This is a genomic window from Sphingomonas adhaesiva (assembly GCF_002374855.1).
Lineage (GTDB): Bacteria > Pseudomonadota > Alphaproteobacteria > Sphingomonadales > Sphingomonadaceae > Sphingomonas > Sphingomonas adhaesiva.
Genome location: NZ_NWVC01000001.1, coordinates 157,670 through 174,558 on the forward strand (window position 1 = coordinate 157,670; position 16,889 = coordinate 174,558).

Below are 16,889 nucleotides of genomic sequence, written 5' to 3' on the forward strand. Positions count from 1 at the left end.
CCGTGCGGCATACGCATAAGCGATTGCGTTTGCGGCACGGTGGACCCCGGAACAAGTCCGGGGTGACGCATCGAATGCGATTGATCGAGCACGTTTCGCGAAGGTTTCCAACAAGTCCGGGATGAGGGCGCGGCGGTCAGGCGGCGAGGGCCGTGCCGACGCCGCGGATCATGTCCGCCGCCTTTTCCGCGATCATGATCGTCGGCGCGTTGGTGTTCGACCCCACCAGGGTCGGCATCACCGAGGCGTCGACGACGCGCAGGCCGTCCAGCCCCCGCACGCGCAATTGCGCGTCGACCACCGCCAGCGCATCGCCGTCCGCGCCCATCCGGCAGGTGCCGACCGGGTGGTAGATGGTTTCCGCCGCCGCGCGCACCCAGGCGTCGATATCGGCATCGCTGCGCACCGACGCGCCGGGATAGAGTTCGTCCGCGCGATAGGGATCGAGCGCGGCCTGGCTGGCGACGTCGCGGCCGATCTTGACGCATTCGCGCATCACGCGGCGATCCTCCGGCGCGGCGAGGTAATTGCCGTAGATGAGCGGATCGGCGAGCGGATCGGCGGAACCGGCGGCGATCCGCCCGCGGCTGTCGGGGCGCAGCTGGCACAGGTGGAGCGAGAAGCCGTCGCGGTCGGCGCGCTCCTTTCCGTGATCGCGCATGATCGCCAGCACGCCGTGTATCTGCACGTCGGGGCGCGACAGCCCTTCGCGCGAGGAGACGAACGCCCCCGATTCCAGGAACTGCTGCCGCCCCAGCCCGCGCCGGCCGAGCAGATATTGCACCCCGGTGGTCAGTTGCCGCAGCCCCCGCGTCGCGGAAAAGGCGGTGACCAGCCCGCGCGACGACCAGTTCATGATGACGTCGAGATGATCCTGGAGGTTCTCGCCGACGCCGGGCAGCGCGTGGACCGGCGCGATGCCTACGTCGCGCAGCCGCTGCGGATCGCCGATGCCCGACAGTTGCAGCAGGTGCGGGCTTTGCACCGCGCCCGCGCACAGGATCGCCTCGCCCGCGACCGCGACGCGTTCCGGCGTGCGCCCGCGCAGATATTCGACCGCCACCGCGCGCCCGCGTTCGACGACGATCCGCGTCGTGCGCGCGTTGGTGATGACGGTGAGGTTGCGGCGCGCCATCGCGGGATAGAGATAGGCCGCCGCCGCCGACCAGCGCTGCCCGTCGGCAATGGTCAGGTCGTAGCGGCCGAACCCTTCCTGCGACGCGCCGTTGAAATCGTCGGTCACGGGGTAGCCGGCCTGTCGCCCCGCCTCGATCAGCGCATCGTGGAACGGGCTGTCGCTTTCCCCGCCGGAGATCGACAGCGGCCCGCCCGCGCCGTGCAGCCCGCCGCATTCGCCGCGGTGATGCCCCTCCAGCCGGCGGAAATAGGGGAGGACGTCGTCCCACGACCAGCCCGCCAGCCCCATCTGGCGCCATTCGTCGTAATCCTGCGGATGGCCGCGGGTATAGACCATGCCGTTGATCGCGGACGATCCGCCCAGCCCCTTGCCGCGCGGCCACCACAGGCGGCGGTTGTCGAGATGCGGTTCCGGTTCGGTCCAGAACCCCCAATTGTGTTTGCCCTTCGCCTTGATGAGGTTGCCGACCCCGGCGGGCATGCGCACCAGCACGTCCTTGTTCGCGCCGCCCGCCTCCAGCAGGCAGACGGTGGCGGTCGGATCCTCGCTCAGCCGCGCGGCGAGCGCGGACCCAGCCGATCCGCCACCGATGACGACATAATCATATCCGGCCATCCCAACGTCCTCTACCTTGTCGCGCCACCCGCTCTGATCGCGGCAGGTTGGCGGTTTTTCGTCACGGAACCAGTATCAGCTTACCCACCATGTCGCTGCGCGCCATCGTGTCGAACGCGGCGCGCCAGTCGGCCAGCGGATATTCGGCATGGACGCGCGGGCGGATCCGCCCCGATGCCGCCAGCGACCAGATCGCGTCGAGATTCTCGCGCCCGCGATCGGGGAAGCGCCGGCCATATTCGCCGGCGCGCACGCCGATCACCGAAAACCCCTTGATGAGCGGCATGTTGGTGGAAACGGTCGCGATCCGCCCGGAGGTGAAGCCGACCACCAGCAACCGCCCGCCGAACGCGATGCAGCGCGTCGATTCGTCGAACACGTCGCCGCCGACCGGATCGAACACCATGTCGGCGCCGTCGCCGCCGGTCAGTTCCTTCACCGCATCGCGAAAGCCGGGGGCGGGCAGCGTGGCGGCGACGGGATAATCGGCGGCCAGCGTCGCCAGCTTTTCCGGGGAGCGCGACGTGGCGATCACCCGCGCGCCCAGCGCATGCGCGAGATCGACCGCCGCCAGCCCGACGCCGCCGGTCGCGCCATGGACCAGCAGCCATTCGTCGGGGCGCGGCGCGCCCAGCCGCACCAGCGCGACATAGGCGGTGAGATAGGCGGCGCCCACCGCCGCCCCTTGTGCGAACGACAGGTGCGGCGGCAGCGCGCGCACCGCCGCGACATCGACTGCCACCACATCCGCAAAGCCGCCCAGCCGCGTGCCGGCGACCACCGCGGTGCCGGCCGCGAAGCCGTCGCCGGCCAGCACCTCGCCCGCCACCTCCATGCCGGGGGTGAAGGGCAGCGGCGGTTTCAGCTGGTATTCGCCGCGCGTCATCAGCAGATCGGGATAGTTGAGCGCGGCGGCGCGCACGCGGATCAGCACCTTGTCCGCCGCCTCCTGCGGTTCGGGAACGTCGGCCAGCGCGGTGCCCGACAGATCGGGCGACAGCGCGGAGACGACCAGCGCCTTCACGCCGCCGGCGACCGCTGCGTCATGATCTCCAGCAGGCGATCGAACAGCGATTCCATGTCGAGATGGGGGGCGTGCACCTTGCTGAGCCCCAGCGTGATGAGGCCGTAGGCGCGCACCTCCGCATCGCGTCGCTCGAACCCGGCTTCGGTCAGGCAGCGGGCGAGGAAGTCGAGCATCAGCGAATCGTGCCGCTCCACCGCCTCTCGCGCGCGGGGATCGCTTTCGGCCCAGGCGCGCATCGCGATCGCCAGCCGCGACGACCCGCGCCGCCGCACCGTCTGCCCCAGCAGGCGGATGCGCGCGATCGGATCGGCGGTGGCGCGTTCCAGCGCCTCGATCAGGCCGGTCAGCTGCGCTTCGGCGAAATAGCGCGCGAGCTGCCCCTGATAGGCGTCGAAGTCCGCGAAATGATGATAGAAACTGCCGGTGGAGACGCGCAGCTCCTCCGACAGGGGGCGCAGTTTCAGCGCGCGCAATCCGCCGCGCCGAAGCAACGACTGACCGGCCTCCAGCCAATCCTGTGGAGTGAGGTCCGGCGCCCGTGCGGGGGCGGCGGAGGACGGTGACACGCTTGACATCCCGGCGACCATAACGAAGGTTATGTCGGAAAGCGGCGCCCGTAAAGCGCCGTGTGAGCAAGATCGCAGATTGGAGACATTCGATGGGAGAGGCTTATATCATCGACGCCGTGCGGACCCCGCGCGGCATCGGCAAGCAGGGCAAGGGCGCGCTGGCCGACCTTCACCCGCAGCATCTGGCCGCGACCGTGCTGAAGGCGCTGAAGGAGCGCAACAACCTGAACACCGCCGAGGTGGACGACGTGATCTGGTCCACCTCGACGCAGCGTGGGCCGCAGGGTGGCGACCTGGGCCGGATGGCGGCGCTGGACGCCGGGTTCGACGTCAAGGCATCGGGCGTGACGCTGGACCGCTTCTGCGGCGGCGGCATCACCGCGGTGAATTTCGCCGCGGCGCAGATCATGAGCGGGATGGAAGACCTGGTCATCGCCGGCGGGACCGAGATGATGAGCCTGACCGCCGCGATGCAGCAGGAGGACATGGAAAGCGGCAAGCCGATGCTGGGCATGGGATCGGGCAACCCGCGCCTGAACGTGTCGCATCCGCAGAGCCACCAGGGCGTGTGCGGCGACGCGATCGCCAGCATGGAGGGCATCACGCGCGAGGAACTGGACGCGCTGGGGCTGGAGAGCCAGCGCAAGGCGGCGGTCGCGATCGCCGAGGGCCGGTTCGACAAGTCGCTGGTGCCCGTCACCGACGATGACGGCAACGTCATCCTCGACCGTGAGGAATTCCCCCGGCCGCAGACCACCGCCGAGGGGCTGGCCAGCCTGAAGCCGTCGTTCGCGGCGCTGGCGGACATGCCGTACAACAAGTCCGGCGACACGTTCCGCAAGCAGATCAACCTCCGCTATCCCGACCTGGAGATCCAGCATTTCCACCATGCCGGCAATTCGTCGGGCGTGGTCGACGGCGCGGCGGCGGTGCTGCTGGCGTCGAAGGACTATGCCGAGGCGCACGGGCTGACCCCGCGCGCGCGGATCGTGGCGATGGCGAACGTCGGCGACGATCCCACGCTGATGCTCAACGCGCCGGTCCCCGCGGCGAAGAAGGTGCTGGCCAAGGCGGGCCTGACCAAGGACGACATCGACCTGTGGGAGATCAACGAGGCGTTCGCGGTGGTGGCGGAGAAGTTCATCCGCGACCTCGACCTCGACCGGTCGAAGGTGAACGTCAACGGCGGCTCGATCGCGCTGGGCCATCCGATCGGCGCGACCGGCGCGATCCTGATCGGCACGGTCGTCGACGAACTGGAGCGGCAGGGCAAGCGCTATGGGCTGGTGACGATGTGCGCGGCGGGCGGGATGGCCCCGGCGATCATCGTCGAGCGCATCGGCGCCTGACCCACCGGACGACGTGACGGGGGCGGGGCCGACAGATGCCCCGCGCCCCAGGAGAGAGAATGACCATGCTGCATCCCGTCGCGCACGCGCGCACCCGCCCGGACAAGCCCGCCTATATCATGGCGGCGACCGGAGAGACCGTTACCTATGGCGAGCTGGACCGGCGTGCCAACCAGGGGGCGCACCTGCTGCGCGAGCTGGGTGTGGGGCGCGGCGACGGGATCGCCATCATGCTGGACAACCATCCGCGCTATCTGGAGATCATGTGGGCGGCGGAGCGGATCGGCGCATACGTCACCTGCATCTCGTCCAAGCTGATGGTCGACGAGGCGGAATATATCGTGCGCGACGGCGAGTGCCGCGTGTTCATCGCCTCCGCCGGCGTATCCGGCTGCGCGCAGCAGCTGGGGCCGCGGATCGCGGACCTGGCGCGGTTCATGGTCGGCGGGACGATCGACGGGTTCGAGAGCTACGAGGCGGCGCGCGATGCGCAGCCCGACACGGCGGTGGACGACCCGGCGCACGGGCAGGTGATGCTGTATTCGTCGGGCACCACCGGCAAGCCCAAGGGCGTGCGCTTCCCGCTGCCGGAGGAGGCGTTCGGCGCCTATGTCTCGCCGCTGGTCGGGCTGGGGCGCGCGCTGTACGGCTGGGCGGAGGACATGGTATATCTCAGCCCGGCGCCGATGTACCATGCCGCGCCGCTGCGCTGGTCGATGGCGGTGAACCAGATCGGCGGCACCGTCGTCATCATGGAAAAATTCGATGCCGAACGCGCGCTGGAGCTGATCGAGCGCCATCGCGTCACCCATGCGCAATGGGTGCCGACGCATTTCATCCGCATGCTGAAGCTGCCGCTGGAGATCCGCGCGCGCCACGACCTGTCGTCGCTGAAGGCGGTGTGGCATGCCGCCGCGCCGTGCCCGATCCCGGTCAAGGAGGCGATGATCGACTGGTGGGGGCCGATCGTCCACGAATATTATGCGGGGACGGAGGGCAACAGCTTCCACGCGATCAGCGCCGCCGAATGGCTGACGCACAAGGGATCGGTGGGCCGCAACCTGACCACGATCACCCACATCTGCGACGAGGATGGCAATGAAGTGCCGCCGCGTACCGAGGGCGCGATCTATTTCGAGGCGCCCGGCGGCGGGCGCACGTTCGTCTATCACAACGACCCGGACAAGACCGCGGAGGGCACCAACCGCCACGGCTGGACCACGTTGGGCGACGTAGGCTGGATGGACGAGGAGGGGTATCTGTACCTGACCGACCGCAAGAGCTTCATGATCATTTCCGGCGGCGTGAACATCTATCCCGCGGAGATCGAGAACCTGCTGGTCACCCATCCCAAGGTGGCGGACGTCGCGGTGATCGGCGCGCCCAACGACGAAATGGGCGAGGAAGTGGTCGCCGTCGTCCAGCCGCGCGACATGGCGGAGGCAGGCGCGGCGCTGGCGGCGGAGCTGACCGAGTACGCGCGCACGCACCTGAGCCACGTCAAGGCGCCGCGGCGCGTCGACTTCCGCGCCGAACTGCCACGACACGACACCGGCAAGCTGTACAAGCGGCTGCTGCGCGACGAATATTGGGGCAAGACGCCCGTTACCGGCGCGCCGACCCCGGATCGTGCCGCGGCCGGACAGGCGGCGTGAAGCTTTCATTTCGCTGACGGGGCAATTCAGCCATCGTTCCACCGCACCCGCGCATAACACCGGCATCGTGGGGCCGGCTTGTGCGCCGGCAGGTGGAAAGACGACGCGAGATGATGAAGGCGTTGATTGCAGGATTGCTGGCGGCAACCGCGGCGCTGCCGCAGGTCGCGATGGCACAGGAAGGCGCGCGCGAAGGCACGCTGCGCGACGTGATGCGCGCGCGGATGGAGGCGCGGGTCGAGGCGCAGGGCCGGTCGGCCGACGCGGGGCGCTGGCAGCGACCGGAACGCCTCGAGCGTCCGCAGCCCCCGCAACCGATGCCGCAGGCGCAGCCGCGCCCGCAGCCTGGCCCGCAGCCGGATCGCGGCGGCTGGCAGGGCGAGCGTCCGCGCGGCGACTGGCAGGGCGGGCGGCCGGACGGGCAGCCCGGCGGCTGGCGCGGCGACCGCGGGCCGCGGCCAGACGGCGGCTGGCGCGGTGACGGGCAGATCCGGGGTGACGGGCAGGTGCGGGGCGAATGGCGCCGCGATACGCCGCCGCCCCCGCCGCCCGGCGCGCAGCCCGGCCCGGACCCGCGCCGCGATCCGCGGGCGGGCAACGGACGCTGGGACAATTGGCGCAGCGACCGGCGCGACGACGATCGGCGCTGGGACGACCGGCGCGGTGACGATCGCCGCTGGGACGATCGCCAGCGCGCCCAGGGCGCCTGGGGCCGGGGTGACTGGAACCGCGGCGACTGGAATCGCGGCGACTGGAACCGGGGCAACGACGATCGGCGCGGGTGGAACCGCGGGTGGCGCAACGACCGGCGCTACGACTGGAATCGCTACCGGATCGACAATCGCAGCGCCTATCGCCTGCCGCGCTACTACGCGCCGTATGGCTGGAGCCGTGGCTATACGCGGTTCAGCATCGGGGTGCGGATCGCGCCGATGTTGTTCGGGCAGAATTACTGGATCTCCGATCCGTGGGCGTATCGCCTGCCCGACGCCTACGGCCCGTACCGCTGGGTACGCTATTACGACGATGCGTTGCTGGTCGACGTCTACAGCGGGCAGGTGGTGGACGTGATCTACGGCATTTTCTGGTGATCCTGCGGCGTCCGGAGGCTTGAACCCGCGCGTGCGCCGCGCAAGAGACATGTCCGTCATGGCGATCTCTACCCAAGCCCCCGGACGCCCCTCCGCCGACCGCGCCGCCATCGGCAGCGCGGTGGCGGCGCGGCTGGATGCCGACCCGCGGATGCAGCGGCTGCCCAGCGCGCAGGTCGATGCGTGGCGCTGCCCCGCGTTCCTGGACGAGGCGAATTGCGACTGGCTGGTGCAGGTGATCGACGCCAACCGCCGCCCGTCGACACTGCTGTCTGACCGCGGCACCAGCGCGAACCGTACCAGCGAAAGCTGCGACATGGATCGCAACGCGCCGGGCATCCGCGAGATCGACCGCTTCATCGCCGACGCCTTGGGGATCGACCCCGATCATGGCGAGACGATGCAGGGCCAGCGCTATGCCCCCGGCCAGCATTTTCGCACGCATCACGATTATTTCCACGAAGGCGAAAGCTACTGGCCGCGGATGCAGGCATCCGGCGGGCAGCGGACGTGGACGGCGATGATCTACCTCAACGAGGTGGAGGAAGGCGGCGCCACCTGGTTCCCGCAAGGCGGCTTGCGCGTCGCGCCGCGCAAGGGATTGCTGCTCGTCTGGAACAATCTGGCCGCCGACGGCAGCCCCAACACGGCCACCCTGCACGAAGGCATGGCGGTGGTGGAGGGGACCAAATACATCGTCACCAAATGGTTTCGCGAGCGGCCATGGGCGATGGCGGCGCGCGCGGCGACCGGCAGCCCGGCGTGAGCGCGTGGTTCCGCCCGATCCTGGCGGGGGCGCAGGCGCGCGACCGGTCGATCGCGGCGCTGGGTGCGGTCGCGGGGATCGCGCTGACGATGTGGCTGGGCGCACAGGTGCCGGCGCTGGCCGACGGCCTGCCCGCGATCGTCGCGCCGCTGGGCGCATCGGCGGTGCTGGTGTTCGCCGTGCCCGCCAGTCCGCTGGCGCAGCCGTGGCCGGTGATCGGCGGCAACACCATCTCCGCGCTGGTCGGGATGGCGGCATTTCGCTGGGTGCCCGACGCGACGCTGGCGGCGGGCGTCGCGGTGGGCGCGGCGATCGCGGTCATGTCGCTGCTGCGCTGCCTCCACCCGCCGGGCGGCGCGGCGGCGCTGACCGCGGTGATCGGCGGGCCGGCGATCCATGCCGCGGGCTTTGCGTTCGCGTTCGTGCCGGTGGCGGTCAATTCGATGGCGCTGGTGGCGCTCGGCTGGCTGTTCCACCGCGCGACGCGGCGATCCTATCCGCACCGCGCGGTGCCCGTCCCCGCGCCGCTGCCGCCGGGCTTCCACCTGGCCGATATCGACGCCGCGCTGGCGGAGATGGGCGAGGGGTTCGACATCGCGCGCGAGGATCTGGACGCGCTGCTGACCCGTGCGGAGCAGCACGCGCGGCGGCGAGGCGGCGCGCGCTGACCGGCGGTCGTCCGCTCAGTTGAGCGGGACGTGCATCTGTTCCGCGCGATCCTCCAGCGGCTTGGCGAAGCCGTCGGCGATCTTGCCCAGCGCGTGGACATTGTCGAGCGTGCGCGGCGAGGCGCCGGACAGATACGCCGCATTGTACGCCAGCCCGGAGATCGGGCCGCCGGTGATCCGGTCGACATGCCGGGTGACGTCCGCCAGCGACTTGTCGAGCGCGGCCTGTTGACGGTCGGGGTTGCCGACCGAGGCGACGCGCTCGCCGGAGGCATCGACCAATTGCCCCTGCGCATTGTAGCTGTAGGCCGGATTGACCTGCGTCACGTCGGGCGCGAGCGCCGCGGGAGTGGTCACCTGCTGCGGCAGCGACGGCGTGGTCAGCGCGGCGGCGTCGATCGCGCTATGCAGCCGCCCGACATCGACCGCGGACAGATCGCGCTCGATCGCGGCCTGAACCTGCGCACCGAAGGCGGGGTTGGTGGCGTTCAGCCCGGCGACCAGCCCGCCGAGCGCGTCGGTGTTCACCCCGTTGGGGCCGCGCACCGCATCGACCATCGCCTCCGCGACCCGATCGGCATCCGGCCCGCGCGAGGCGGCGGCGGCCTGTTCGGCGGCGTTCGCGCCGCTGCTGGCGCTGCTGGCGCCGACACCTCCGACCCCGCCGACGCCATCGTTCGAATCGCTCATCGTCTTCTCCTGTGCGACCATGGAAGAGTGGGGCGATAATGGGGGCGATCGGGCGGATTGGCGCTAGTCGATCCGACTAAGCGGGGTGGGGGCGCGGGAGCGGTCGGCTTTGCGAGACCTTTGCCGGCGCGGTTTTTGTGCTGGTCTTCGTCGTCACCTTGGCGAAGGCGGGACCTGTGCAAAACCCCCGCCGTCATGCCGGACCTGTTCCGGCATCCATCTTTCCGCATACGCGCAAGCACCTGCTTTTGCGGAACAGTGGACCCCGGAACAAGGCTCTCCTGAGCGAAGTCGAAGGGTTCGGGGTGACGAAAGGGAGCGGCCTGTGCGTTCGTTGCACCGTGGATGCCGGAACAGGTCCGGCATGACGGGGTGGCTTTTACGGAGGCCGGTTCGACAGGCCGGGCCGCGATCAGGCGGCGTAGCGCTCCGCGGTGTCGCGGATCAGCGCGATCATGTTCGGGATGCCCTGCGTCCGGTTGGAACTGAGCTGCGATTTCAGGTCGAACGGCGCCAGGGCGGCGGGGATGTCGGTGGCGGTGATGGCGGCGGGCGCGCGGTCCTGCACGGTCAGCAGCACCAGCGCGATGATCCCCTTGGTGATCGCGGCGTTGCTGTCGGCCAGGAAATGCAGCGTGCCGTCGTCGGCGACGGTGGGATAGACCCATACCGACGCCGAACAGCCGCGCACCAGGGTGGCATCGGTCTTCAGCGCGTCGGGCATCGGTTCCAGCGCGCGGCCCAGCTCGACCAGCAGCCGGTAGCGATCGTCCCCCTCCAGGAATTCATATTCCTCGCGGACGTCATCGAGCGTGGGCTGGGGAGGGGGCGGGGTCGCAGCGTCGGTCATCGCCCGCATCGCCTACCCGCGCGCCGCGCGGGCGGCAACTGTCGCGGGCGTCACAGGTCGACGCCCGCGGCGATCGCCTCCAGCTTGCGGATGCGTTCCTTGAGGTCCGCGATCTCGATCCGCGCGCTGGCGGACGGGGCGGCGATGCGGGGCAGGTGCCCCTCGCCATCGGCGCGCAGCTGCTGCTGCTTGAGCTGGAGCCAGCCGCGCCAGCCGTTGAGCGTGGCGGCGATCAGCATCGCCAGCCCGGCCAGCGTCGCGGTGGCCATGATGACGTAGAATACGGGATCGGACATGACGGCCTTATCCTTCCGGCGGACGTTCGCGGGGCGATCAGCGGTCGCGCAGCTGCTCGATCTGGCGTTCCAGATCGGCGTTCGCGTGCTGATCGGTGATGACGCGTTCCAGGACGGCGACGCGTTCCTTGAGCTGGCGGACCTCGTCCTGCGCGCGCATCGCATCGGCAGGCTGAAGGTGCGGGGTGCCGCCCTGGTCGGCGATCCGCGCCATCGCGCGATAGCGTTCCTGCAGCACCCGGCCGATCATCGCGATGAACACGATCGCGACGACCATCGAAAACGGACCCATGTGTGAAACTCCCTCCTCTGGCGACGCGCTCAGTTGAGCCGGTCGTCGCGCAATTGCTCGATCTGGCGATGCAGGTCGGTGCCGCTGTCGGTGGCGATCCGTTCGAGGACGCGCACCCGCGCCTCCAGCCGTTCGGTCTGCGCGGCATATTGCGCCGCCTTCTCCGCGGTGGCGGCGGTCAGCGCACTGGCCATCCGTTCCTTGTGCACCAGCCAGCGTTTGAACATCTCGCTGCCCACGCCCAGGATCACCGGCAGGCCGATGACGACGAACGCCAGCATGAAGATGGTGAAACCGTTCAGGTGATCGACGTTCATCCCAGCCTCCGTCGTGGCGCCAGCGTCCTAGCGCAGGCTCTCGATCTCATTGGCCAGCGCGCTGTTGCGGCTGGTATAGTGCAGCTCGATATCGGCCAGCCTGCGGTCCAGCTCGCGGAACTTGGAGCGGACCTCCGCGGTGGAGCGCGTCGGATTGGTGCGCACGCCCTGCCAGAATTTCTGGTCGGCGCGGTCCTGGTACAGGCCCAGCGGCTTGGGCTCGGCCATCCACGCGATCAGCGCATAGGCGATCAGCGTCCAGGGAAAGCCGCCGGCGAGCGTCAGCAGGATCATCGCGATGCGGACCCAGATGACCTCGATCCCGGTATAGTCGGCGATCCCGGCGCACACGCCCTTCCACTTGGCGTCCTGCTTATCGAGATAGAATTTGGTGCGGCTGTCGGACATCAGTTCCTCCGCTGCGACGGGGCGTCGAGGCGATAGTCGGGCTGCGAGCGATAGTCGGCCATGCCCGGGCGGAAATCGGGATTGTCGGCGGCGACGATCCGCTCGACGGTGGTGACGCGGTCCTCCAGCCGGCGGGCGAGATTGTACATCTCGTCCAGCAGCCGTTCGTCCTCGTCGGTGATCCGCGGCGCGGTCTTCCACCGCGTGACGTAATGCAGGATCACCCACGGCAGGCCGATGAAGATCGAGGTGATCGCGATCAGCGGTACGACGATATCTTCCATGCCCCTCAACCTTCCTTGTTCATGCGGGCCTTGAGCGCGGCCAGTTCGGCGTCGATCCTGTCGTTGGAGCGCAGATCCTCGAACTCGTCCTCCAGCGTGCGGGGCGCCAGGCCCATCGCCTCGGCGCGGCCCTCCGCCTCGTCGGCGCGGCGTTCCAGGATGTCGAAGCGGCTGAACGCCTCATGCGTCTTCGGCCCGTTCCACATCTCGCGCAGGCGCGCCTTGGTGTTGGCGCTTTCCAGCCGGGTGGCGATCGCATTCTGCTTCGCGCGCGCCTCGCGCAGCTTGTTCTGCAGTTTGGCGATATCCTCCTCGGAACTGCGCAGCGCATCCTCCAGCACCGTCACCTCGGACGTCAGCTGAGCGGCCATTTCGGCAGCCTTGCGGCGTTCGACCAGCGCGGCCTTGGCCAGATCCTCGCGGTTCTTGGACAGCGCCAGCTCGGCCTTTTCGGTCCAGCTCGCCTCCAGGTCCGCCAGCTTCTGGATGTGGCGCCGCATCTCCTTCTGGTCGGCGATGGTGCGCGCGGCGGAGGCGCGCACCTCGACCAGGGTCTCCTCCATTTCGAGGATGATCATGCGAACCATCTTCGCCGGGTCGTCCGCCCTGTCGAGCAGCTCGGCCATGTTGGCGGCGACGATGTCGCGGGTGCGGGAGAAAATGCCCATTCGATACGGACTCCTGGGGTTACGCGATCCATCCTAGCGGATCGGACGGGGCACGGGGAGGGTCTGTTCCCGTGCCCCGCCCTGCGTTCACGCCACCGCGTGAACGGTCGCGGACGGTGCGCCGACCGGGGCCGTCGCCGGGCCGACCGCGCCCAGCACCATGGTGGTGCTGACGATGACGGTCAGGGCGATGGCGGCCAGTCGCGCGCCGAAGCTGTTGGTGGTGTTGGTCATGGCGGTATCTCCTCGATCTGAACCTTGTGCGCCGTCGTTGCGGCGCCGATGCCCATTGCATTGCACGGGGCGTGCCAATTGCAAAAACGGCGGATTTGCGTGGGCTGCGCGCAATTGTTGATCTTTGCGGTTGCCACCGCTTGGGGAATCGCGCCAGATATTGGCATATGAAGCGGACGAAGCAGGTCATCGGTCAGTCGGGGGCGTTCCTGGACGCGCTGGAGCGCGCCAGCCGTGCCGCGATGCTCGACCGGCCGGTGCTGGTGATCGGCGAGCGCGGCACCGGCAAGGAACTGGTCGCGGAACGGCTCCACCATCTGTCCGGGCGCTGGGACCAGCCGCTGGTGACGATGAACTGCGCCGCGCTGCCCGAGACGCTGATCGAGGCGGAACTGTTCGGGCACGAGGCCGGGTCGTTCACCGGCGCCAGCAAGGCGCGCGTCGGGCGGTTCGAGGAAGCCGACGGCGGCACGCTGTTCCTCGACGAGCTGGGCACGCTGTCGATGGGGGCGCAGGAGCGGCTGTTGCGCGCGGTGGAATATGGCGAGGTCACGCGGATCGGCTCGTCACGCCCGATCCGCGTCGACGTGCGCATCGTCGCGGCGACCAACGAGCATCTGCCCGACCGGGTGGAGGCCAACACGTTCCGCGCCGATTTGCTCGACCGATTGTCGTTCGAGGTGGTGACGCTGCCCCCGCTGCGCGCGCGGCGCAGCGACATTCCGGTGCTGGCCGACCATTTCGGGCGGCGCATGGCCGCCGAGCTGGAACGCGAGGAGTGGGACGGCTTCACCGAGGAGGCAATGGCGGCGATGCTGGACTATCGCTGGCCGGGCAACGTGCGCGAATTGCGCAACGTGGTGGAGCGCGCGGTCTATCGCTGGGATCGCGGCGGCGCGGTGGGGGAGGTGGAGTTCGACCCCTTCGCCTCACCCTATCGCCCCGCGACGCCCAACCGTCAGACGGTGCCCGCCGCCGCGCCCGAGCAGCGCGAGCTGTCCGCCCCGCGATCCGCGCAGGCCGCCGCGGCAGGGCCGGCGGAGCGCGCGCCGGAGGGCGATGGCGACGACGTGGCGGCGTGCGACGTCGGCCCGTCCGATTTCAAGAGCCGCGTGGCGCTGTTCGAACGCGACCTGCTGGCGCGATCGCTGGCCGAGCACCGTTTCAACCAGCGCGCCACCGCCGAGGCGCTGGGGCTGACGTACGACCAGTTGCGCCACGCGTTGCGCCGCCACGACCTGATCGGCAGCGCCTGACGCGATCGGAGCGGTTGCGTAACGAGCCGGGGGGAGCCATTTGGGGCGCGTCGCGTTGCCTGACGCGGATCAAAGGAGGATTCCATGGCTTTCGAACTCCCGCCGCTTCCCTATGCCTATGACGCGCTGGAGCCGGTCATCTCCAAGGAGACGATGACCTTCCACCATGACAAGCACCATGCCGCCTATACCGCCAAGCTGAACGAGGGCGTCGCCGCCGATCCCAAGCTGGAAGGCAAGTCGATCGAGGAGATCCTCGGCATGATCTCGACGCTGCCGCCGCTGGTGCGCAACAACGGCGGCGGTTTCTGGAACCACGACTTCTTCTGGAAGATCATGGCGCCCAAGGGTTCGACGCAGCCGTCGGGCAAGCTGGCCGAGGCGATCGAGGCGTTCGGCGGCTTGGACAAGCTGAAGGACGAGTTCAACACCAAGGGTGCGGGCCAGTTCGGTTCGGGCTGGGCGTGGGTGATCGCGGACGCCTCGGGCGCGCTGAAGGTCACGTCGACCCCGAACCAGGACAACCCGCTGATGGACGATGCCAAGGAAAAGGGCACGCCGATCCTGGGCAACGACGTGTGGGAACACGCCTACTACCTCACCTACATGAACGACCGCCCCGGCTATCTGAAGGCGTGGTGGGACGTGGTGAACTGGGACGAGGCCGGCCGCCGGTACGACGCCGCCGTCGCCTGATGACGCGCCGCGATCCGGCCGGATCGCGGCGAGAAGGGGGCCGGGCGACCGGCCCCCTTTTTCACGCCCGGGCGGCGGCGCCGTGGCGGGCGGGGACGGGTCAACGCGCCATTTACCGGATATTACACTTGTGAAGGCATGTTCCCGGCGACCTATCGGAGAACCGGGCCGCCATGCTGACTTCCCTGCCCATCTCGCGAAAGCTCGCGGGGGCGTTTGCCATCATCATCGCCGTCGTGCTGGCGATGATGCTCGTGCTGTGGGGCGTCCTGGGGCGGATCGAGAGCACCAGCACCAGCAGCGTGCGCGGGCAGGACGTGCTGGCGCAGACGCTGGAGATGGAGATCGCCATCCTGCGGCAGAACAGCCAGATGCGCGGCTTCCTGATTACCGGCGACGAATCCTACCTGACGCAGTATCGCGAGGCGGTCGAGCAGGGCGGGGCAGCGGTCGCCAAGCTGAACGGCTTCCTGGCCGATGCCCCGGAGGATCTGGCCAAGGTGGCGCAATCGCAGCGCAAGAGCGTCGAATGGCGCGAACGTTTCGGCAACCGGCTGATCGCGCTGTCGCGTGGCGACCGGATGGAGGCGCAGGCGGAATTGCGCGCGGTCAGCAAGCAGGCGACCGTGCTGCCGGTGCTGGCGCCGCTGCGCGCGCTGCGCAAGCAGGAAGTGGAGCGGAGCGAGATCGCCCGCAGCGATCGCGAGGCGGCGCTGGCGGGCGGCAAGATCGCGCTGGTGCTGGGCGCGCTGGTCATGATCGGTGGCGCCGTGGCGGTGTCGATCGTGCTGACGCGGCTGCTGGCGCGGCCGATCGTGCGGCTGACCGGCGTCATGGACACGCTGGCCAAGGGCGGCAACAGCATCGAGGTGCCCGACACGGAGCGCGGCGACGAAATCGGCAGCATGTCGCGCGCGGTGGAAGTGTTCCGCGCGGCGGCGATCGCCAAGGCGGCGGCGGATGCCGAACAGGAGGCGGTGGTGGCGGAAGTCGGCCAGGCGCTGTCGCGGCTGGCGGATTCGGACCTGCGGGTGGAGATCCGCAACTTCCCGCCCGCCTACACGTCGCTGGAACGCGACTTCAACACCGCGGTATCGCGCCTGTCGGCGGCGCTGAGCACGGTGCGCGGCAGCGCCGGCGGGATCGCCACCAGCACCGCCGAAATGCATGCGGCCACCAACGACCTGGCGCAGCGCGCCGAGCAGCAGGCCGCCGCGCTGGCGCAAAGCGCCGCCGCGGTGGGGGAGATCGCATCGTCGGTGCGCGGAACCGCCGACCAGGCGCAGACTGCGGCCGGCGCCGTCCGCCGCACGACCGACAATGTGCGCAAGAGCGAGGACATCGTGCGGCGCACGGTGACCGCGATCGGCGATATCGAACGGTCGTCGAACGAGATCGCGGAGATCATCGCGCTGATCGACGGGCTGTCGTTCCAGACCAACCTGCTGGCGCTCAACGCCGGGGTCGAGGCGGCGCGCGCGGGCGATGCGGGCAAGGGCTTCGCGGTGGTCGCCAGCGAGGTGCGTGCGCTGGCCGAACGCTCCGCCAATGCCGCGCGCGACATCAACGCGCGGATCACCACCACGGTCGACCGCGTGCGCAGCGGCGTGCAGCTGGCGCAGGAAACCGACCAGTCGCTGCGCGCGATCACCACCGGCATCGACGAGATCGCCGGCGTCGTCACGATCATCGCCGACAGCGCGGAATTGCAGGCGTCGAGCATCGGCCAAGTCAACATCGCGATCGGCGAGATGGACAGCGCCACCCAGGCCAATGCCGCGATGGTCGAGGAAGTGACCGCCGCCTGCCGCCTGCTGACCGACGAGACGGTCACGCTGGAGCAGCAGGTCAACCGGTTCCAGACCAAGGACTCCGCGCCCGCCGCGGCCCGTCCGCGCAGCGCCCCGGTGCGCAGCATCGCGCCGGTGCGACCGCGCGCGGCGGCGGCGCGTACCAGCGGCAACCTGGCGGTCAAGGACGACGACTGGAACGAATTCTGACGTGTGCCGCCGTCCCGGTG

20 protein-coding genes are annotated in these 16,889 nt (G+C 69.5%); 8 read left to right on the forward strand and 12 right to left on the reverse strand.

What is annotated here, in order from left to right; genetic code table 11:
• Window positions 1-136: 136 nt before the first annotated feature.
• The 3 genes from COA07_RS00795 to COA07_RS00805 all read right to left on the reverse strand — a co-directional run bounded on the left by COA07_RS00795 (window position 137) and on the right by COA07_RS00805 (window position 3,355).
• Window positions 137-1,753 carry a choline dehydrogenase gene (locus COA07_RS00795; RefSeq protein ID WP_066711733.1) on the reverse strand — a complete coding sequence of 539 codons (1,617 nt, stop codon included), beginning with the start codon at window positions 1,751-1,753 and terminating at the stop codon, window positions 137-139.
• A gap of 61 nt (window positions 1,754-1,814) precedes the next feature.
• Complete coding sequence (locus tag COA07_RS00800) at window positions 1,815-2,777, reverse strand: NADPH:quinone oxidoreductase family protein (protein ID WP_066711732.1); 963 nt, start codon at window positions 2,775-2,777, stop codon at window positions 1,815-1,817.
• Window positions 2,774-3,355 (reverse strand): TetR/AcrR family transcriptional regulator, encoded by a 582-nt coding sequence (locus COA07_RS00805; protein WP_096640487.1) that lies wholly within the window; start codon window positions 3,353-3,355, stop codon window positions 2,774-2,776. The genes COA07_RS00800 and COA07_RS00805 overlap by 4 nt, the downstream gene beginning before the upstream one ends.
• An 83-nt stretch (window positions 3,356-3,438) precedes the next feature.
• On the opposite strand from COA07_RS00805, the gene COA07_RS00810 reads away from it, so the two are divergent.
• From COA07_RS00810 to COA07_RS00830, 5 genes are all read left to right on the forward strand, one after another.
• Window positions 3,439-4,698: an acetyl-CoA C-acetyltransferase gene (locus tag COA07_RS00810; protein WP_066711730.1), complete on the forward strand. Its 1,260-nt coding sequence runs from the start codon at window positions 3,439-3,441 to the stop codon at window positions 4,696-4,698.
• Between the two features lie 65 nt (window positions 4,699-4,763).
• Window positions 4,764-6,353: an acyl-CoA synthetase gene (locus COA07_RS00815; protein WP_211280939.1), complete on the forward strand. Its 1,590-nt coding sequence runs from the start codon at window positions 4,764-4,766 to the stop codon at window positions 6,351-6,353.
• Between the two features lie 110 nt (window positions 6,354-6,463).
• Window positions 6,464-7,444, forward strand: coding sequence for an RcnB family protein (locus tag COA07_RS00820; protein ID WP_211280932.1), 981 nt, complete (start codon window positions 6,464-6,466; stop codon window positions 7,442-7,444).
• A 58-nt stretch (window positions 7,445-7,502) separates the two neighbouring features.
• Window positions 7,503-8,210, forward strand: coding sequence for a prolyl hydroxylase family protein (locus tag COA07_RS00825; RefSeq protein ID WP_066710801.1), 708 nt, complete (start codon window positions 7,503-7,505; stop codon window positions 8,208-8,210).
• On the forward strand, window positions 8,168-8,878 hold the full coding sequence (locus tag COA07_RS00830) for an HPP family protein (RefSeq protein ID WP_066710798.1): 711 nt from the start codon (window positions 8,168-8,170) through the stop codon (window positions 8,876-8,878). Before COA07_RS00825 ends, COA07_RS00830 begins: the two co-directional genes overlap by 43 nt.
• Before the next feature lie 15 nt (window positions 8,879-8,893).
• Here COA07_RS00830 and COA07_RS00835 read toward each other — a convergent pair whose 3' ends face one another.
• From COA07_RS00835 to COA07_RS18135, 9 genes are all read right to left on the reverse strand, one after another.
• Window positions 8,894-9,568, reverse strand: a complete 675-nt coding sequence (locus COA07_RS00835) for a hypothetical protein (protein ID WP_141396452.1) — start codon at window positions 9,566-9,568, stop codon at window positions 8,894-8,896.
• 412 nt (window positions 9,569-9,980) lie between these two features.
• A complete protein-coding gene (locus tag COA07_RS00840) occupies window positions 9,981-10,427 on the reverse strand; it encodes a SufE family protein (protein ID WP_066710790.1) in 447 nt (148 codons plus the stop codon).
• A 41-nt stretch (window positions 10,428-10,468) separates the two neighbouring features.
• Window positions 10,469-10,714 carry a hypothetical protein gene (locus COA07_RS00845; protein WP_066710788.1) on the reverse strand — a complete coding sequence of 82 codons (246 nt, stop codon included), beginning with the start codon at window positions 10,712-10,714 and terminating at the stop codon, window positions 10,469-10,471.
• A 37-nt stretch (window positions 10,715-10,751) separates the two neighbouring features.
• Entirely contained in the window at window positions 10,752-11,006 is a 255-nt protein-coding gene (locus tag COA07_RS00850) for a hypothetical protein (protein WP_066710785.1), read from the reverse strand.
• Between the two features lie 29 nt (window positions 11,007-11,035).
• Window positions 11,036-11,323 (reverse strand): hypothetical protein, encoded by a 288-nt coding sequence (locus tag COA07_RS00855; protein ID WP_066710782.1) that lies wholly within the window; start codon window positions 11,321-11,323, stop codon window positions 11,036-11,038.
• 27 nt (window positions 11,324-11,350) lie between these two features.
• Window positions 11,351-11,731, reverse strand: coding sequence for an envelope stress response membrane protein PspC (gene pspC / locus COA07_RS00860; RefSeq protein ID WP_066710779.1), 381 nt, complete (start codon window positions 11,729-11,731; stop codon window positions 11,351-11,353).
• Complete coding sequence (gene pspB, locus COA07_RS00865) at window positions 11,731-12,015, reverse strand: envelope stress response membrane protein PspB (protein ID WP_066710774.1); 285 nt, start codon at window positions 12,013-12,015, stop codon at window positions 11,731-11,733. Before pspB ends, pspC begins: the two co-directional genes overlap by 1 nt.
• Before the next feature lie 5 nt (window positions 12,016-12,020).
• A complete protein-coding gene (pspA, locus tag COA07_RS00870; protein ID WP_066710771.1) occupies window positions 12,021-12,683 on the reverse strand; it encodes a phage shock protein PspA in 663 nt (220 codons plus the stop codon).
• A gap of 87 nt (window positions 12,684-12,770) precedes the next feature.
• Window positions 12,771-12,917 (reverse strand): hypothetical protein, encoded by a 147-nt coding sequence (locus COA07_RS18135; protein WP_169803521.1) that lies wholly within the window; start codon window positions 12,915-12,917, stop codon window positions 12,771-12,773.
• Window positions 12,918-13,084: 167 nt separating this feature from the next.
• On the opposite strand from COA07_RS18135, the gene pspF reads away from it, so the two are divergent.
• The 3 genes from pspF to COA07_RS00885 all read left to right on the forward strand — a co-directional run bounded on the left by pspF (window position 13,085) and on the right by COA07_RS00885 (window position 16,869).
• Window positions 13,085-14,173: a phage shock protein operon transcriptional activator gene (gene pspF / locus COA07_RS00875; protein WP_066710768.1), complete on the forward strand. Its 1,089-nt coding sequence runs from the start codon at window positions 13,085-13,087 to the stop codon at window positions 14,171-14,173.
• Window positions 14,174-14,257: 84 nt separating this feature from the next.
• Window positions 14,258-14,869, forward strand: coding sequence for a superoxide dismutase (locus COA07_RS00880; protein WP_066710765.1), 612 nt, complete (start codon window positions 14,258-14,260; stop codon window positions 14,867-14,869).
• Window positions 14,870-15,042: 173 nt separating this feature from the next.
• A complete protein-coding gene (locus COA07_RS00885; protein ID WP_066710764.1) occupies window positions 15,043-16,869 on the forward strand; it encodes a methyl-accepting chemotaxis protein in 1,827 nt (608 codons plus the stop codon).
• The last annotated feature ends 20 nt before the right edge of the window (window positions 16,870-16,889 follow it).

What these genes read in the sequence shown, in the direction of transcription:
- COA07_RS00795 (WP_066711733.1), bottom strand. Translation starts at nt 1,753, where the DNA reads ATGGCCGGATATGATTATGTCGTCATCGGTGGCGGATCGGCTGGGTCC.
- COA07_RS00805 (WP_096640487.1), bottom strand. Translation starts at nt 3,355, where the DNA reads ATGTCAAGCGTGTCACCGTCCTCCGCCGCCCCCGCACGGGCGCCGGAC.
- COA07_RS00810 (WP_066711730.1), top strand. Translation starts at nt 3,439, where the DNA reads ATGGGAGAGGCTTATATCATCGACGCCGTGCGGACCCCGCGCGGCATC.
- COA07_RS00815 (WP_211280939.1), top strand. Translation starts at nt 4,764, where the DNA reads ATGCTGCATCCCGTCGCGCACGCGCGCACCCGCCCGGACAAGCCCGCC.
- COA07_RS00820 (WP_211280932.1), top strand. Translation starts at nt 6,464, where the DNA reads ATGATGAAGGCGTTGATTGCAGGATTGCTGGCGGCAACCGCGGCGCTG.
- COA07_RS00825 (WP_066710801.1), top strand. Translation starts at nt 7,503, where the DNA reads ATGGCGATCTCTACCCAAGCCCCCGGACGCCCCTCCGCCGACCGCGCC.
- COA07_RS00830 (WP_066710798.1), top strand. Translation starts at nt 8,168, where the DNA reads ATGGGCGATGGCGGCGCGCGCGGCGACCGGCAGCCCGGCGTGAGCGCG.
- COA07_RS00835 (WP_141396452.1), bottom strand. Translation starts at nt 9,568, where the DNA reads ATGAGCGATTCGAACGATGGCGTCGGCGGGGTCGGAGGTGTCGGCGCC.
- COA07_RS00840 (WP_066710790.1), bottom strand. Translation starts at nt 10,427, where the DNA reads ATGCGGGCGATGACCGACGCTGCGACCCCGCCCCCTCCCCAGCCCACG.
- COA07_RS00845 (WP_066710788.1), bottom strand. Translation starts at nt 10,714, where the DNA reads ATGTCCGATCCCGTATTCTACGTCATCATGGCCACCGCGACGCTGGCC.
- COA07_RS00850 (WP_066710785.1), bottom strand. Translation starts at nt 11,006, where the DNA reads ATGGGTCCGTTTTCGATGGTCGTCGCGATCGTGTTCATCGCGATGATC.
- COA07_RS00855 (WP_066710782.1), bottom strand. Translation starts at nt 11,323, where the DNA reads ATGAACGTCGATCACCTGAACGGTTTCACCATCTTCATGCTGGCGTTC.
- pspC (WP_066710779.1), bottom strand. Translation starts at nt 11,731, where the DNA reads ATGTCCGACAGCCGCACCAAATTCTATCTCGATAAGCAGGACGCCAAG.
- pspB (WP_066710774.1), bottom strand. Translation starts at nt 12,015, where the DNA reads ATGGAAGATATCGTCGTACCGCTGATCGCGATCACCTCGATCTTCATC.
- pspA (WP_066710771.1), bottom strand. Translation starts at nt 12,683, where the DNA reads ATGGGCATTTTCTCCCGCACCCGCGACATCGTCGCCGCCAACATGGCC.
- COA07_RS18135 (WP_169803521.1), bottom strand. Translation starts at nt 12,917, where the DNA reads ATGACCAACACCACCAACAGCTTCGGCGCGCGACTGGCCGCCATCGCC.
- pspF (WP_066710768.1), top strand. Translation starts at nt 13,085, where the DNA reads ATGAAGCGGACGAAGCAGGTCATCGGTCAGTCGGGGGCGTTCCTGGAC.
- COA07_RS00880 (WP_066710765.1), top strand. Translation starts at nt 14,258, where the DNA reads ATGGCTTTCGAACTCCCGCCGCTTCCCTATGCCTATGACGCGCTGGAG.
- COA07_RS00885 (WP_066710764.1), top strand. Translation starts at nt 15,043, where the DNA reads ATGCTGACTTCCCTGCCCATCTCGCGAAAGCTCGCGGGGGCGTTTGCC.